The organism is Acidovorax sp. GW823-FHT02H02 (assembly GCF_058797075.1).
On sequence record NZ_JBXAJH010000003.1, the window covers coordinates 263195 to 276276 of the forward strand.

Below are 13082 nucleotides of genomic sequence, written 5' to 3' on the forward strand. Positions count from 1 at the left end.
TCGAAAGGGCTGGCGTGATGCCAGCCCGCAAAGCCACACCGGCACACAGGAATCGGCGCAAAAGAGAGCAACGCCGCCTGCGGATCGAGCAATGGAAAGGCGCGATTTTAGGCGCACGAGGGCAAACCCTTGGCGCAAGACCTTCGAGCGCAAGATGCCGTGGTTTGGCCGGTGACCGGGTGCGCGTCAACCTGTGGACCTGGCAATGCCCGGATAATCCCCCCATGTCCAGCCCCAAAGTTCTCTTCGGCTTTCACGCCGTGGGCGTGCGTCTGAAGACCGCGCCGCAATCCATCATCGAGATTTACTACGAAGCCACGCGGCGCGACGCCCGCATGCGACAGTTTCTCGACCGCGCCCGCGAGGCCGGTGCGCGCCTGATCGAGGCCGACAGCGTGCGCATTGCCAAGCTGGCCGGCAGCCACGGCCACCAGGGCGTGGCCGCGCGGGTGGAGCCCGTGGCCCAGGTCGCCTCGCTCGACGAACTGCTGGAAAACCTCGAAGCCGCCGGCATCGAGCAGCCCCTGCTGCTGGTGCTCGACGGCGTGACCGACCCGCACAACCTGGGCGCCTGCCTGCGCGTGGCGGACGGTGCGGGTGCCCATGCCGTCATTGCCCCCAAGGACCACGCCGTGGGCATCAATGCCACCGTGGCCAAGGTGGCCAGCGGTGCGGCCGAGACCATGCCGTACTTCATGGTCACCAATCTCTCGCGCACCCTCAATGAGCTCAAGGAGCGCAACATCTGGTGCATCGGCACCAGCGACGACGCGCCCAAAACCGTGTACCAGGTCGATCTGAAAGGCCCCGTGGCCCTGGTGCTGGGCGCCGAGGGCGACGGCATGCGCCAGCTCACGCGCAAGACCTGCGACGAACTGGTCAGCATCCCCATGAAGGGCGCGGTGGAGAGCCTCAACGTGTCGGTGGCCAGCGGCGTGTGCCTGTACGAAGCGCTGCGGCAGCGGGGCGGCTAGCAAGCCCGTACGGCCTGCGTCATTGCATCGAATGCAGGCCGATCATGTTGCCCTCGGTGTCGGTCACCAGGGCGCAGTGGCCATACTCACCGATCGAAAATTTGGGCTTGAACACCTTGCCACCGGCTTTCTCGGCCCGGCCTTGTTCGACAGCGCAATCCTCGCAGGCAAAGTAGACCAGCGTGCCGCCACCACCAGAGGGCACTCCTTCCATCTTGACCAGCGTGCCGCTGGCGCCCATGGTGGTCATGTCGCCGGGGAAGGACAGCATCTGCATGCCGCTGGCTTCGCCCGCGGGTGATTTCAGCGTCTCCAGCTGGCACTGGAACACCGCTTCGTAGAACTTGCGAGCGCGGGCCATGTCCTGCACGTGGATCTCGAACCAGACGACGGGATTGGGTTTCATGGGTTGCTCCTTGCGTTGCTGGGGGTGAATCAGGCGCGGTGCTCGACGTGCCGCGCAAAGTTGTCCAGAATGGCCTGCCAGCCCTGGCGCTGCTGTTCGGCGCCGTGGCTGTCCTCGGCGTCGAAGGACTCGCGCACCGTGATGCCATTGGCCACTGGAATGAACTCGACCCGCACCGCGCGCCCGTCGCCCAGGGTGTATTCGATCAGGCGCTGCGGTGCGACCAGGGTGTAGGTGCCCTCGAAGTCGAAGCCGACGCTGCCGTCCCGCGCCTGCATGCGCGCGCAGAACTTGCCACCTTCGCGCAGATCGACGCTGGCGCGCGGCGTGTGCCAGTCGGGCGAGGCCGCGTTCCACTGCTCGATGGCGCGCGGGTCATTCCAGGTGGCCCATACGCGGTCGATGGGCGCATGGACAGTGGTTTCGATGGTGATCTTCATGGTCATGCCTTTCGACGGCGCCTGCTCAGGCGCCTGTATAAGCGTGGCGCCGCAGGACGGCATGCGTGGCCTTGTCCGACGCCACGAACCGCACGCATTCGTAGCCCAGCGCCCGCAGGTCGAGCCCCTGGAACAGCGGCTCTCCCCGGCCGAGCAAGACCGGCGCGATGGCGATGTGCAGTTCGTCGATGAGGCCTTCACGCAGGTACTGCCGGATGGTGTTGGCCCCGCCGCCGATCCGCACGTCCTTGCCGGCAGCGGCATCGCGCGCACGGTCGAGCGCCTCATGGATGCCGCCGGTGACGAAGTGGAAAGTCGTGCCGCCTTCCATCTCGATCGGCGGCCGTGCATGGTGGGTCAGGATGAAGACCGGAACGTGGTAGGGCGGGTCCTCGCCCCACCAGCCTTTCCAGGTCTTGTCCTGCCAGTCGCCGCGGAAGGGGGCGAACATGTTGCGCCCCAGAATCCAGGCGCCGACGTTCTGAAAGCCGCGCGCGGCGAAATCATCGTCCACCCCCGTGGTGCCACCGTCCTGGCCGAACAGTGTGCGCTGGAGCGTGCGGGTCGGCAGCAGCCACTGGTGCAGTTCCGTTCCACCGATGCCGAGCGGATCATCAAGGCTCTGGTCCGGGCCGGCGCCGTAGCCGTCGAGCGAGAGGGTGAAGCTTTCCACGCGAACACTTGTCATCGTTTTTTCCTCGGTTTCGGCACCTGATTGGCGTCGGGCATGCAGCCTCGGTCTGGTGCGCGGCAGCCATCAACCCGGAATGTCCGGCTCGACCAGCGCCGCCAGCTGCAGCAGCGATTCCTGCCAGCCCAGGTAGCACATCTCGACCGGGATCGCCTCGGGGATTCCGGCCTGCTCGATGTCCAGCTCGGTGCCGCACGACACGGCGCGCAGCTTCACGGTCACGTGCATCTGGCCGGGCAGGTTGGGGTCGTCGAAGCGGTCGGTGTACTCCACCAGCTCGCCGGGGACCAGCTTCAGGTATTCGCCACCGAACGAATGGCGGTGGCCGCTGGAGAAGTTCTCGAACGACATCCTGAAGCTGCCACCCACTTGGCCATCGAACTGATGGACGTGGCAGACGAAGCCGTAGGGCGGCAGCCATTTGGCCAGGGCCGCGCCGTAGGTGAAGGCGCGGTAGACCTTGTCGGGCGTGGTGCGCAGCACGCGGTGCAGGCGGATGGTTCCAGTGGGCATGATCGGTTCTCCCGTTTCAAGTGGCGTTCACGTTGACCATCCACGGCGTGCCGAAGCGGTCGGTCACCATGCCGAAGCCGGCCGACCAGAAGGTCTTGTCGAACGGCATGGTCACCTGGCCGTCCTGCGCCAGCGCATCGAACACGCGCCGACCCTCGACTGCATCGGCCACCTGGATCGACACCCACAGGCCTTGCGGTCTGGCATAGCCGCCAGCGCACGCGTCGCTGGCGCCGGGCATGGCGTCGGAGCCCATCAGCGCCTGCGCGCCGACCTGCAGGTGCACGTGCATCAGGCGGTCTTTCGCCTCGGGCGGGATCGGCGGGTTCTGCGGGTCCGGCGGCATCTCGCCGAAGCTGCTCTGGTGCACCACGGTGCCCTTGAACAGATCCTTGTAGAAGGCAAAAGCCTCGCGGCAGTTGCCGTCGAAATGGAGGTAAGGGGTGAATTGCATGCTGCCTCCGGGTTGCACAGGGTTGAGGTACGGCGCGTCAGCGGCCCGCCACCGCGGCCTCGATAGCGGCGACGTCGATCTTCTTCATGGTCATCATGGCGTCGAAGGCGCGCTTGGCGGCCGCGCGGTCGGGGTGGGTCCAGGCCTGGGCCAGCACCACCGGTGTAATCTGCCAGGAGATGCCCCACTTGTCGCGGCACCAGCCGCATTCCACTTCCTGGCCCCCGTGGCCAACGATGGCGTTCCAGTAGCGGTCGGTTTCGGCCTGGTCGGCGGTGGACACCTGGAACGAGAACGCCTCGCTGTGCTGGACGCCCGGTCCACCGTTGAGGCCCATGCAGGGCAAGCCCAGCACGGTGAATTCGACCACCAGCACGTCGCCCGCCTTGCCTGCGGGATAGTCACCCGGCGCGCGGTGGATGGCACCGACGGCCGAATCGGCAAAGGTGCTGGCGTAGAACCGCGCTGCTGCTTCAGCATCGTTGTCGTACCAGAGGCAGATGGTGTTCTTGGGTGGAGTCATCCTGCGGTTGGAATCCATGCGAGTCTCCTTTGTGAAACGGCCAATGGAGCAATATGTGTACGACGTCCACTTCATTCTGCCGTAAAATGTACAGCGTCCACATTAAACCCTTCGCAGAACAGGGATGCCATCTTGAGCGCTTCACTTCCGGTTCCTCTCACTCCCCCCACTCCTGCCGCACCCGCGGGCCAGACCGCGCGGCGGCCCACCTACCGCCATGGCGACCTGCGTCGCGCGCTGCTTGACGCAGGCATTGCGCTGGTGCGCGAGGGCGGGCCAGCGGCGCTGGTATTGCGCGAGGCCACACGCCGCGCCGGTGTGGTGCCCAACGCCGCCTACCGCCACTTCGCCGGCCACGCGGCGCTGCTTGACGCCGTGCGCGGCGCCGCACTGGGCTTGATGGCACGCGCCATGGAGGCCGAGATCGACCGCGCCACGCGCCACCTGAGCGCACCGGTGGCTCGGGCGCGTGCCGCCTTCAAGGCCGTGGGTACGGGCTACGTGCGCTTTGCGCTGGCCGAGCCGGGGCTGTTTCGCACGGCATTCGTAGCCCAGCCCTTCGACGTGGCCAACGGCAGCCGCGACGACTTCCGCGGCGACAGCGGGCGCGATCCGTTCGAGATCCTCTGCGGCACCCTCGACGACATGGTGGCTGCCGGCGCACTGGGCGCGGCACAACGCCCGGGCGCCGAGTTTCTGGCCTGGTCGGCAGTGCACGGCCTGGCCATGCTGGCGCTCGACGGCCCGCTGCGCGCGCTGAGCGCCGCGCAGACCGAAGCCATGGCCCAGCGCGCCGTGGCGATGGTGGAGCAGGGGCTGGCGGGCTGAGCGCTCCAGGCAGCGACAGAAAAACAACCGCTTGCGCTGCGTGAACGCTGTCAGCCATGGCCGGGCGGTGCGTGGGAGAAGGGATCCGAAGGAACGGTCCGCGCATGGCACCCTCCCGCACCGCCAGAGGCCATCGCCGCCGCCCGTCCCGGCTTGATAAGCTGCGCGCATGAACATCGTTTTTCCTGCAGGTGCTGGCGAGGTGCGGCAATGGCTGCAGGGCGCAGGCCACATTGCCGTGCTGACCGGTGCCGGCATCAGTGCCGAATCGGGTGTACCCACCTTTCGCGATACACCCACCGGCTACTGGGCGCAGTTTCGCGCCGAAGACATGGCAACCGAGGCCGGCTTTCGTGCCCACCCGGGGCGCGTGTGGGACTGGTACCAGCACCGGCGCAACCTGCTGGCGGGTGTGCAGCCCCATGCAGGGCATGTGGCGCTGGCGGATTTTCAGCGCCACTACCCCGGCCGGCTGACGCTCATCACCCAGAACGTGGACGGCCTGCACCAGCGCGCGGGCAGCACCGGCGTGCTGTGCCTGCATGGCGACATTTTTGCCAACCGCTGGCTCGACACCCCGCGCAACTGCTGCCATATCGACCACGCTGCCACCGGCCACCCGCCGTATTGCAGCCGCTGCGGCAACCTGCTGCGCCCGGGTGTGGTGTGGTTTGGCGAGGCCCTGCCGTACGCCACGCTGGAGGCGGCTCAGCAGGCCGCCCGTGCCTGCGACCTGATGCTGGTGGTGGGCACGGCGGGGGCCGTGTACCCGGCGGCGGGGTTGGCGCAAGTGGCGCGCCAGGCGGGTGCTCGCGTGGTTATCGTCAACCCGGCCGCCAGCGCCCTCGACGATGTGGCCCATGTGCTGCTGCGTGGCACGGCCGCCAGCGTGTTGCCGGTCTTGCTGGCGGCTGCCTGATGCGGGTTTGCCATCCAGGCGCTATCGCACCCGCCCGCATCACACCAGCCCCAGCGCCCCCAGCAGCGCCCCGGCCCCCAGCAGCCACAGTAGATGCAGCCGGGTGCGCCACACCAGCAGCGTGCACACCAGCGTGAGCAACCACAAGGGCCAGTCGGCGGCGGGGTTGCCATGGGCGCTGCCCAGCAGCCAGGCGGTGGCCAGCAGCAGGCCGATCACCACCGGCGCCATGCCTTGCTTGAAGGCGCGCACGCTGCGCCGCTCGCGGTTGCGGTGGCCCCAGCGCGTGGCCAGCCAGGTCAGCGTGGTGCTGGGCAGCATGATGCCGACCATGCTCAGCAGCATGCCCAGGGCACCGCTGGCCCAGCCTGCGGTGCCGGCGCCACCGGCATTGATGCCCACGTTCCAGCCCAGCAGTGCAATGAACAGCACATTGGGCCCCGGTGCCGCCTGGGCGATGGCAATGGAGGCGTTGAACTGCAGCTCGGTCAGCCAGCCCTGGCGCTCCACCAGAAAGCGGTGCATGTCGGGCGCGGTGGCAATCGCGCCGCCCACGGCCAGCAGCGAGATCGAGATGAAGTACAGGAACAGGTTCAGCCAGTCGAGCGGCTGCAGCGCAATGGCGTGGGTCATGGTGCCATCTTTCGCCAGGTCAGCACGCAGGCCATGCCGCCCAGCGCTGGCAGCACCCAGGCCAGCGGCCAGCGCAGCAGCGCCATGCCGGCGAAGGTGAGGGCGACCAGGGCAGCGCACAGCCAGGGGCCCAGAGGGTGTTTGCGCAGCGCCGCCGCCAGCTTGAGGCCCGTGCCCGCAATCAGCCCGGCGGCCACCGCGCCCATGCCGCGCAGCGCACCCGCCACCGCCGGGTGGCTGGCAAATTGGGCATACACCAGCGCCAGCGCCAGCACCACCAGCAGGGGAAAGGTGAGCATGCCTGCAATCGCCGCCAGCGCGCCGCGCAATCCGAAATGGCGGTCACCGATCATCACCGCGAGATTGACCACGTTGGGCCCCGGCATGATCTGGGCCACGGCCCAGTCTTCGACGAACTCCTCGTTCGTCATCCAGCGTTTTTTTTCCACCAGCTCGCGCTGCACCACCGCCAGCACGCCGCCAAAACCCTGCAGCGCCAGCCAGGTGAACGACCAGAACAGGTCGGCCGGGTTGCGCGGCAGCGGCCGCGATGCGGGAGCATCAGGAGAGGGCAGTGACTCAGGCATGGTGGATAGTAGAGAAATATGCCTTTGGTGAAATAACCATAAGCGCTGGCAGCTATGAAAACAGGAGTTTACCGGTGGCTTGAATGGGCCCTTGGCAGGGTGCTCCATGGTAAGCCGCAAGCCTGGGTCGCCGGGCGGCCGCGGCATCGTCAACGGCGACAGGGGCATCATGATTGCTGATGGCTGGCGCGGCGGGCAGCAGCGGGCCGTCGGTGCCGGCGCAGTAGGATGCGTTGCGTGCCGTCCGCTTGCGGCGGCACGGCAACCCGACACACAAGGACATCCCCATGAAACTGGTTCGTTATGGTCAACCCGGCGCGGAGCTCCCCGGCGTGGTGGATGCACAGGGCGTGCTGCGCGACCTGTCGATGCTGTTGCCCGAACTGGGCCCTGGCCAGCTCGGCCCGCGCACCCTGTCGGCACTGGCAGCGCTCGATGTGGCGCGCCTGCCCGCCGTGTATGGCGCACCCCGCCTGGGCTGCCCGGTGGCGGGCGTGGGCAAGATCATCTGCGTGGGGCTGAACTATGCCGACCACGCCCTCGAAGCCGGCATGCAGGCGCCCGCCGAGCCCGTGCTGTTCATGAAAGCCGTCACCGCCCTGAGCGGCCCTCATGACGCGGTGCGCATTCCCCCTGGTGCGCGCAAGACCGACTGGGAGGTCGAACTGGGCATCGTCATCGGCACCCGTGCCAGCCACGTCAGCGAAGCCGCCGCGCTGCAGCATGTGGCGGGCTACGTGCTGGCCAACGACGTGTCCGAGCGTGCTTGGCAAACAGAGCGCGGCGGCCAGTGGGACAAGGGCAAGAGCTACGACAGCTTTGCCCCCATCGGCCCCTGGCTGGTGACCGCCGACGAGGTGCCCGACCCGCACGCCATCGACCTGTGGCTGGAGGTGAACGGCCGGCGCGTGCAAAACGGCAGCACCAGCAACTTCATCTTTGGCGTGCCCACCGTGGTGTCGTACATCAGCCAGTTCATGGCGCTGGAGCCGGGCGACATCGTGCTGACCGGCACCCCCGCCGGCGTGGGCCTGGGCCAGAAGCCCACGCCGTGGTTTCTGAAGCCCGGCGACGTGATGCGGCTGGGCGCCACGGGCCTGGGCGAGCAGACCCAGACCTGCGTGGGCGGCTAGACATCAGCCGATCTGCCCGCGCAGCTTGTGGCCGGCATTGCGCCAGCCCGCCTGGTCGCGGTATTTGACCTTGAAGGTCTTGAGGTCGGCCTGGCTGGCGTATTTCACCCGGAAGATCCTGAACGTGGCATCGGCCTCGTAATTCACGAAGCACCACTCGGTGTCGCCATCGGCCTGCTGGTGGTAGGGCAGCTCATACCAGCACAGGTCGGCCTGGGTCTCAAAAGGCACTTCGAACACGCTCGCGTCGGCCTTGCTTGCCAGCGTTGCCACCAGAATCTTTGCCATGCGCAACCTCCTGCGAAAGGATGAAAACCAACGGGTGCATGTTATCGGACCGGACACCTGGATCCAGCGTGCGCAACCCACCGCGCGGCGCAGCGGTGTTTACCCGCGCCTCCGCACCGTGCGTGCGGCCCTCACACAATGAGGGGCGTTGGCTCATTGGTGCTTGTGGCCCTTGTCCACAAAGCGCCATAAGCTACAAAAAATCGAAGCAAACTACGCAGCCCATCACCGAACGACACATGCCCCGGAGCCTGCAACTGGCGCGCTTTTCATCTCCACGATCACCACATGCGTGGGCGTGGTGCCAATGTTTTCGCCGATATGCGTCTGCGCGTCGGACCACATCACGTCGCCCGCCTTGAAGCTGCGCCTGAGCACCTTGCCGTCGGGCAGCGTGAGCATGCGCTCAAAAGCGCTCAGCGCATACAGCACGAAGCCTGGGTGGTGATGCTGGTGTGTCTTATCGCCCGGCTGGTCGCGGTAGTCGAGCACACGCACGCAGGGGTTTTCAAGTATCACCTTGTATTTGTCGCCATCGGTGGCCACGGCATTCTGCGCCCCTGCGCCAGCCACCTGTAACGCAAAAACCAGCCCCAACACAATGCGGATCATGAGAGCCTCCACCATGCCGAGCCGTGGCACGCGGCCACGCCAGCCAGCTCGGCGGATGGCTGGGGGCCTTGAGAATGGCCATGGTGCGCTTGCGCACCTGCAAAGGCAATGCTTCGCAATGGCGCTGGCGGCAGCAGGGGCATAGGGCATCGCCGATGCAACGCCTGGTTGACTCTTTGCCTCATTGCCCCATACCCTGCCAGCTTCACCACCCGCGCCAAGACACCCCATGAGTTCCGCTACACGCCGCCTGCACCCTGAGCGCCACCGCACCGATCGCATTGGCTGGCTGCGCGCCGCCGTGCTGGGGGCCAACGACGGCATCGTGTCCACCGCCAGCCTGGTGGTGGGCGTGGCGGCGGCGCAAGCCAGCCAGTCCACCATTGTGATGACGGCGGTGGCCGGGCTGGTGGCCGGGGCCATGTCGATGGCGGCGGGGGAATATGTCTCGGTGCACTCGCAGTCCGACACCGAAAAAGCCGACCTCGATCGTGAGCGCCACGAGCTGGCCACCGACCTCCCGGCCGAGCAGCGCGAGCTGGCCAGCATCTACGAGCGCCGGGGCCTTGCTCCCGCGCTGGCGCAGCAGGTGGCGCAGCAGCTCATGGCGCACGACGCCCTGGGCGCCCATGCGCGCGACGAACTCGAAATCTCCAGCGCCATGGCGGCCCGCCCGGTGCAGGCCGCGCTCACATCGGCAGCCGCCTTTGCCGCTGGCGCCGCCTTGCCGCTGCTGGTGGCCACTGTGGCGCCCGCCGGCAGCCTGCTTTATTGGGTGGCCGGCACCGCGCTGGTGTTTCTGGCCCTGCTGGGGGCGCTGGCAGCGCGCACCGGCGGTGCGGGCGTGCTGGTGGGCGCCTGGCGCGTCACTTTCTGGGGTGCGCTGGCCATGGCCGTCACGGCGGGCGTGGGGGCGCTGTTCGGGGCACCAGTGGGGTGATGCGGAGCGGTGCCCCGAAATATGGATGAAGACAGGCTCTGGCGCTTTCAGAATAAGCGCTGAAAGCTGCTAAAAAAAGAGCAATTTCCCCCGCACAGCGCCCGGAAAACTCAGGCCGCGCGCGCAGGCTGCGCCACCGCATCACCCGGTGCTTGCCCCGGTGCATCGTCGGTCCAGGCGCTGATGCCGCCCAGCAAGGCATAGACCTGGGGGCGCCCGGCGGCGCGGATGCGTTCGGCCAGGTAGGCGGCCGATACCTCGCTGGGGCAATCGCAATAAACGATGACCGATGCATCGGTTGGCAGCGCCGCCAGTTCGCGCGGCCCGGCATCCAGCCCCAGGCGGATAGCGCCCGGAATGCTGGCCTCGCTGCCCGTCAGATCGGGCCGCACGTCCACCACCACATGCGGCACGCCTTGCGACTGCATGGCCTTGAGCTCCTGCACCCGCAGGCGCGGCACCCGGTGGCTGCGGCGCACCACCTGCATGCGGCGCGCCCATTTCCAGGCCAGAAAGGCCGCAAAACAGGCCAGTATGGCGATGAAGCCCGGCACTACATAGGCCGCCAGCAGCGCCAGCAAGGCGCCCACGGCGTCTTCAAACAAAATGCCCATCATCAGCGCCGAGGCCACCCAGATGGCCGAGCCCGCCGCGTCAAACAGCACAAACCGCGTCAGAGAGGTGCCCGCCGTGCCCGCCATCAGCGTGGTCAGCGCGCCCGCCCCCGGCAGAAACTTGGCCACCAGCAGCACCCGCGGGCCGATCTGGCGATAGAAATGCGTGCTCTTGCGGATGCAGCTGTCGGGCGACAGCGACACGCGGCACACGCCCCGCATCAACCAGGTGCCATGCCGCCGCCCGGCCCAAAACCAGGCCGTATCGGCGATCAGGCAGGCCAGCACCGCCAGCGTGAACACCAGGGCCACCGGAATATCGTCGCGCACCACCGTCAGCGTGCCGGCCACCACCAGCGAGGGGTAGGCCGGAATCGGCAGTCCCGCCTGCTCCAGCAGCACATTGAGGAACAGCAGTGCCAGCGCATGCTCGGCGACCAGGGAGCGCAGGGTTTCGGCGATGTCGATCATTCAAAAATAAGCGTTTGCTGATGTGCAATGCGCACCGTGCGGCCGCTCATGCCGGGGTTGTTCCGGGTGATCTGCTGCACCGCCTTGGCATCCATGTCGGCGCGATGCGTACGCGCGCGCCGTTGGTCACGAAAACCATTGGCAATGGCCAAGTCGGCCATATTACCCATGGAACAGCGGTGCCGGTAGTGGGCAATCTTCGGCTTGACTGTTCCTCCCATCGATCCAATGAACACCCTTTGCTGCCGCGATCCCTGAAAAGTGACCAGCTCGCTGCCGGTAGCGTCGATGGCTGTGGGGATGGTGGCTTTTGAGGTCATACCGGTGTCGGCAAAGGTCAGAGGCCCAGGGCGGTGGCGCCTTGCAGGCGTTGCAGCACCGTGTGCTGCATGGCGGGCGGGGCGGTGTGCAGCAGCTGCGGCCAGTCGGTGCGGGCCAGTCTCACGACATCCCGTAACAACGCCAGGTGCCTTGGCACGCGCAGCAGGCCGGCGGTTTTGAGCAAGGCTTCCATGTCGTGCCAGGTGAAGGCGCGCAGGGTGCGGTCGATGGCGCGGTTGACGGCGTAGTGGCTCTCGGGCAGGCCGTCAAAAAATGCGGCCACGCAGACGGGGTCGTACACCGGGGCGAGCTGGGGCGTGCGGCCGTCGGGGTAGATGAGGGCCCAGTTCTTCAGATGGGCGTCGGTGTTGCCCATGAGGATGAAGGCCACCATGCGGGCCAGGAACTCGCGTGTGTCGTGCACGGGCTGGCTGCTCAGGCGGTTGAGCACGCGCAGCATGGTGGCCCAGTCTTGCAGCACCCCTTTGCCATGGGTTTTGCCGTATTTCTGGCGCGGGGTGTAGCCCAGCACCTGGTTGAACTCTTCCATGTGCACGCGGGCGCCGCCGGGCAGGTGGTCAAAGCGCTGCACGGCCAGGATCTCGTTGAAGGGCACGGTGTCGGGCAGGTCGGCCTCGGCGCGGGTGATGACGCGCGCAGCGGCGCAGTTGAGGTCCAGCGCCTGGCACAGCTGGTAGCCGGTGAACTCGTTGGCCACCAGATCGGGGTGGGCGGTGGTGGGCAGCTTGAGGATCACACTGCCCGCCGTGCCCCGGCGGTGCACGGTGTAGCGGCGGCCGTCCGGCACGGCGCTGAACTTGGTGACCACGCCGGGCAGCGATGCTGCGTCTTCCACGGGGTATTCGACAAAACCGGGCTCCAGCACATCGAGGCCCTGGGTGGTGTGCCAGTGGCGCACCACGTCCGGGATGCCTTCCTGCGCGGGCACGGGCTCCACCTCCAGCGCGCCCATCAGGTCGTGACCGGCGGCGGCCAGCAGCTCGAACTCGTCATCGGGGCTGCAGCCGCGCTCGCGCGCCAGCCGGTCGCGGTTGTGGCCCTCGGGCAGCAGGTTTTGAAAATACACGGGCCAGCGCCCATCGGTGCGCACCAGCCGCGTATCGCGCGCCGACGCCAGGATCTGCTGCGTGGCCGCCTCGTCCGCACCCCGGTAGCTGAGCGACAGGGTGGGCCGCTGCGGGTTGCGGATGTAGCTCTCATCAAACGAGACCCGCAGGATGTCGCCGTACTGCGAGAGGTAGCCAATCGCCTCGCGCGCGCCCGCGCTGCCGTCCGCTTGCGGCGGGCGGTGCAGGTACAGGCGCAGATAGCGGATGGCGGTGCTCATGGCATGGTGGTCGGTCGGGCTTGCGGGGCGTCGCCAGGGTCAGCGGCGCAGGCCATCTACGACAGAGGGCGGGGCATCCACCCCTTCGGGCTGACCCAGAAACTTGCCGCCCGACTGGATGAATGCCTCCAGGCTGGGCCGCAGGCTGCTGGGTACGGCGATGATGTCCATGCCCAGCACGCGCGCCATCTCGGCCAGGGTGGAATAGCGGGGGTCCAGGTCGCCGCCTTCGGTGCGCTGCACCGTCATGCGGCTCAGGCCCGCACTTTCGGCGAGCTGGGCCTGCGTCATCTGGTGGGCCTTACGGGCAGCGGCGAGGGTGGGTATGAGATCGATTGACATGATGATGTTTATACTCTTTTTTTAATTAAAGAGTATTTAAATATT

At 67.2% G+C, this 13082-nt stretch carries 20 protein-coding genes; 6 read left to right on the forward strand and 14 right to left on the reverse strand.

The genetic code is table 11. The features are described from left to right. The first annotated feature begins 224 nt into the window (after positions 1–224). On the forward strand, positions 225–974 hold the full coding sequence (gene rlmB, locus AC1RDS_RS04815) for a 23S rRNA (guanosine(2251)-2'-O)-methyltransferase RlmB (protein ID WP_092698145.1): 750 nt from the start codon (positions 225–227) through the stop codon (positions 972–974). A 19-nt stretch (positions 975–993) separates the two neighbouring features. Here rlmB and AC1RDS_RS04820 read toward each other — a convergent pair whose 3' ends face one another. From AC1RDS_RS04820 to AC1RDS_RS04845, 6 genes are all read right to left on the reverse strand, one after another. After that, positions 994–1380: a VOC family protein gene (locus tag AC1RDS_RS04820; protein ID WP_092698144.1), complete on the reverse strand. Its 387-nt coding sequence runs from the start codon at positions 1378–1380 to the stop codon at positions 994–996. A gap of 29 nt (positions 1381–1409) precedes the next feature. Further along, entirely contained in the window at positions 1410–1820 is a 411-nt protein-coding gene (locus tag AC1RDS_RS04825) for an SRPBCC family protein (RefSeq protein WP_092698253.1), read from the reverse strand. Between the two features lie 25 nt (positions 1821–1845). Then, positions 1846–2508, reverse strand: a complete 663-nt coding sequence (locus AC1RDS_RS04830; RefSeq protein ID WP_092698143.1) for a dihydrofolate reductase family protein — start codon at positions 2506–2508, stop codon at positions 1846–1848. 69 nt (positions 2509–2577) lie between these two features. Continuing rightward, positions 2578–3024 (reverse strand): SRPBCC family protein, encoded by a 447-nt coding sequence (locus AC1RDS_RS04835; protein ID WP_092698142.1) that lies wholly within the window; start codon positions 3022–3024, stop codon positions 2578–2580. 16 nt (positions 3025–3040) lie between these two features. Further along, positions 3041–3478, reverse strand: coding sequence for a VOC family protein (locus AC1RDS_RS04840; RefSeq protein WP_092698141.1), 438 nt, complete (start codon positions 3476–3478; stop codon positions 3041–3043). Positions 3479–3515: 37 nt separating this feature from the next. Then, complete coding sequence (locus tag AC1RDS_RS04845; protein WP_244273668.1) at positions 3516–4019, reverse strand: VOC family protein; 504 nt, start codon at positions 4017–4019, stop codon at positions 3516–3518. Between the two features lie 207 nt (positions 4020–4226). Here AC1RDS_RS04845 and AC1RDS_RS04850 point away from each other — a divergent pair, with 207 nt between their 5' ends. Further along, positions 4227–4829, forward strand: a complete 603-nt coding sequence (locus AC1RDS_RS04850) for a TetR/AcrR family transcriptional regulator (protein WP_051248663.1) — start codon at positions 4227–4229, stop codon at positions 4827–4829. Positions 4830–4998: 169 nt separating this feature from the next. Beyond that, the gene (locus AC1RDS_RS04855) at positions 4999–5748 is read left to right on the forward strand and encodes an SIR2 family NAD-dependent protein deacylase (RefSeq protein ID WP_287880029.1); all 750 of its coding nucleotides are present in this window, start codon (positions 4999–5001) and stop codon (positions 5746–5748) included. A gap of 39 nt (positions 5749–5787) precedes the next feature. On the opposite strand, the gene AC1RDS_RS04860 is transcribed toward AC1RDS_RS04855, so the two are convergent. After that, a complete protein-coding gene (locus AC1RDS_RS04860) occupies positions 5788–6381 on the reverse strand; it encodes a chromate transporter (RefSeq protein ID WP_092698138.1) in 594 nt (197 codons plus the stop codon). Further along, the gene (locus AC1RDS_RS04865) at positions 6378–6968 is read right to left on the reverse strand and encodes a chromate transporter (protein ID WP_287880032.1); all 591 of its coding nucleotides are present in this window, start codon (positions 6966–6968) and stop codon (positions 6378–6380) included. The genes AC1RDS_RS04860 and AC1RDS_RS04865 overlap by 4 nt, the downstream gene beginning before the upstream one ends. A gap of 287 nt (positions 6969–7255) precedes the next feature. On the opposite strand from AC1RDS_RS04865, the gene AC1RDS_RS04870 reads away from it, so the two are divergent. Next, positions 7256–8101: a fumarylacetoacetate hydrolase family protein gene (locus AC1RDS_RS04870; protein ID WP_287880035.1), complete on the forward strand. Its 846-nt coding sequence runs from the start codon at positions 7256–7258 to the stop codon at positions 8099–8101. A gap of 3 nt (positions 8102–8104) precedes the next feature. Here AC1RDS_RS04870 and AC1RDS_RS04875 read toward each other — a convergent pair whose 3' ends face one another. After that, complete coding sequence (locus AC1RDS_RS04875) at positions 8105–8389, reverse strand: 7(1) septoil knot domain-containing protein (protein WP_287880038.1); 285 nt, start codon at positions 8387–8389, stop codon at positions 8105–8107. Between AC1RDS_RS04875 and AC1RDS_RS04880 the strand changes: the two genes are divergently transcribed. After that, on the forward strand, positions 8388–8531 hold the full coding sequence (locus AC1RDS_RS04880) for a hypothetical protein (protein WP_492226700.1): 144 nt from the start codon (positions 8388–8390) through the stop codon (positions 8529–8531). The two genes, AC1RDS_RS04875 and AC1RDS_RS04880, sit on opposite strands and share 2 nt — an antisense overlap. Before the next feature lie 83 nt (positions 8532–8614). Here AC1RDS_RS04880 and AC1RDS_RS04885 read toward each other — a convergent pair whose 3' ends face one another. Beyond that, a complete protein-coding gene (locus AC1RDS_RS04885; RefSeq protein ID WP_092698249.1) occupies positions 8615–9001 on the reverse strand; it encodes a cupin domain-containing protein in 387 nt (128 codons plus the stop codon). Between the two features lie 229 nt (positions 9002–9230). Between AC1RDS_RS04885 and AC1RDS_RS04890 the strand changes: the two genes are divergently transcribed. Next, positions 9231–9941 (forward strand): VIT1/CCC1 transporter family protein, encoded by a 711-nt coding sequence (locus AC1RDS_RS04890; RefSeq protein ID WP_092698134.1) that lies wholly within the window; start codon positions 9231–9233, stop codon positions 9939–9941. Between the two features lie 110 nt (positions 9942–10051). Here the strand turns inward: AC1RDS_RS04890 and AC1RDS_RS04895 are convergent, their stop codons facing one another. From AC1RDS_RS04895 to AC1RDS_RS04910, 4 genes are read right to left on the reverse strand one after another with little or no spacing between them, the layout of a single operon-like run. Further along, positions 10052–11026 carry a rhodanese-like domain-containing protein gene (locus tag AC1RDS_RS04895; RefSeq protein WP_287880044.1) on the reverse strand — a complete coding sequence of 325 codons (975 nt, stop codon included), beginning with the start codon at positions 11024–11026 and terminating at the stop codon, positions 10052–10054. Next, entirely contained in the window at positions 11023–11346 is a 324-nt protein-coding gene (locus tag AC1RDS_RS04900) for a hypothetical protein (protein WP_287880048.1), read from the reverse strand. Before AC1RDS_RS04900 ends, AC1RDS_RS04895 begins: the two co-directional genes overlap by 4 nt. Before the next feature lie 17 nt (positions 11347–11363). Beyond that, complete coding sequence (locus AC1RDS_RS04905) at positions 11364–12695, reverse strand: type II toxin-antitoxin system HipA family toxin (RefSeq protein WP_287880051.1); 1332 nt, start codon at positions 12693–12695, stop codon at positions 11364–11366. A 39-nt stretch (positions 12696–12734) separates the two neighbouring features. Then, a complete protein-coding gene (locus AC1RDS_RS04910) occupies positions 12735–13037 on the reverse strand; it encodes a helix-turn-helix transcriptional regulator (protein WP_287880054.1) in 303 nt (100 codons plus the stop codon). Positions 13038–13082: the final 45 nt, after the last annotated feature.

What these genes read in the sequence shown, in the direction of transcription:
- AC1RDS_RS04825 (WP_092698253.1), bottom strand. Translation starts at nt 1,820, where the DNA reads ATGAAGATCACCATCGAAACCACTGTCCATGCGCCCATCGACCGCGTA.
- AC1RDS_RS04865 (WP_287880032.1), bottom strand. Translation starts at nt 6,968, where the DNA reads ATGCCTGAGTCACTGCCCTCTCCTGATGCTCCCGCATCGCGGCCGCTG.
- AC1RDS_RS04855 (WP_287880029.1), top strand. Translation starts at nt 4,999, where the DNA reads ATGAACATCGTTTTTCCTGCAGGTGCTGGCGAGGTGCGGCAATGGCTG.
- AC1RDS_RS04820 (WP_092698144.1), bottom strand. Translation starts at nt 1,380, where the DNA reads ATGAAACCCAATCCCGTCGTCTGGTTCGAGATCCACGTGCAGGACATG.
- AC1RDS_RS04900 (WP_287880048.1), bottom strand. Translation starts at nt 11,346, where the DNA reads ATGACCTCAAAAGCCACCATCCCCACAGCCATCGACGCTACCGGCAGC.
- rlmB (WP_092698145.1), top strand. Translation starts at nt 225, where the DNA reads ATGTCCAGCCCCAAAGTTCTCTTCGGCTTTCACGCCGTGGGCGTGCGT.
- AC1RDS_RS04885 (WP_092698249.1), bottom strand. Translation starts at nt 9,001, where the DNA reads ATGATCCGCATTGTGTTGGGGCTGGTTTTTGCGTTACAGGTGGCTGGC.
- AC1RDS_RS04870 (WP_287880035.1), top strand. Translation starts at nt 7,256, where the DNA reads ATGAAACTGGTTCGTTATGGTCAACCCGGCGCGGAGCTCCCCGGCGTG.
- AC1RDS_RS04890 (WP_092698134.1), top strand. Translation starts at nt 9,231, where the DNA reads ATGAGTTCCGCTACACGCCGCCTGCACCCTGAGCGCCACCGCACCGAT.
- AC1RDS_RS04845 (WP_244273668.1), bottom strand. Translation starts at nt 4,019, where the DNA reads ATGGATTCCAACCGCAGGATGACTCCACCCAAGAACACCATCTGCCTC.
- AC1RDS_RS04910 (WP_287880054.1), bottom strand. Translation starts at nt 13,037, where the DNA reads ATGTCAATCGATCTCATACCCACCCTCGCCGCTGCCCGTAAGGCCCAC.
- AC1RDS_RS04830 (WP_092698143.1), bottom strand. Translation starts at nt 2,508, where the DNA reads ATGACAAGTGTTCGCGTGGAAAGCTTCACCCTCTCGCTCGACGGCTAC.
- AC1RDS_RS04840 (WP_092698141.1), bottom strand. Translation starts at nt 3,478, where the DNA reads ATGCAATTCACCCCTTACCTCCATTTCGACGGCAACTGCCGCGAGGCT.
- AC1RDS_RS04875 (WP_287880038.1), bottom strand. Translation starts at nt 8,389, where the DNA reads ATGGCAAAGATTCTGGTGGCAACGCTGGCAAGCAAGGCCGACGCGAGC.
- AC1RDS_RS04895 (WP_287880044.1), bottom strand. Translation starts at nt 11,026, where the DNA reads ATGATCGACATCGCCGAAACCCTGCGCTCCCTGGTCGCCGAGCATGCG.
- AC1RDS_RS04835 (WP_092698142.1), bottom strand. Translation starts at nt 3,024, where the DNA reads ATGCCCACTGGAACCATCCGCCTGCACCGCGTGCTGCGCACCACGCCC.
- AC1RDS_RS04880 (WP_492226700.1), top strand. Translation starts at nt 8,388, where the DNA reads ATGCGCAACCTCCTGCGAAAGGATGAAAACCAACGGGTGCATGTTATC.
- AC1RDS_RS04905 (WP_287880051.1), bottom strand. Translation starts at nt 12,695, where the DNA reads ATGAGCACCGCCATCCGCTATCTGCGCCTGTACCTGCACCGCCCGCCG.
- AC1RDS_RS04860 (WP_092698138.1), bottom strand. Translation starts at nt 6,381, where the DNA reads ATGACCCACGCCATTGCGCTGCAGCCGCTCGACTGGCTGAACCTGTTC.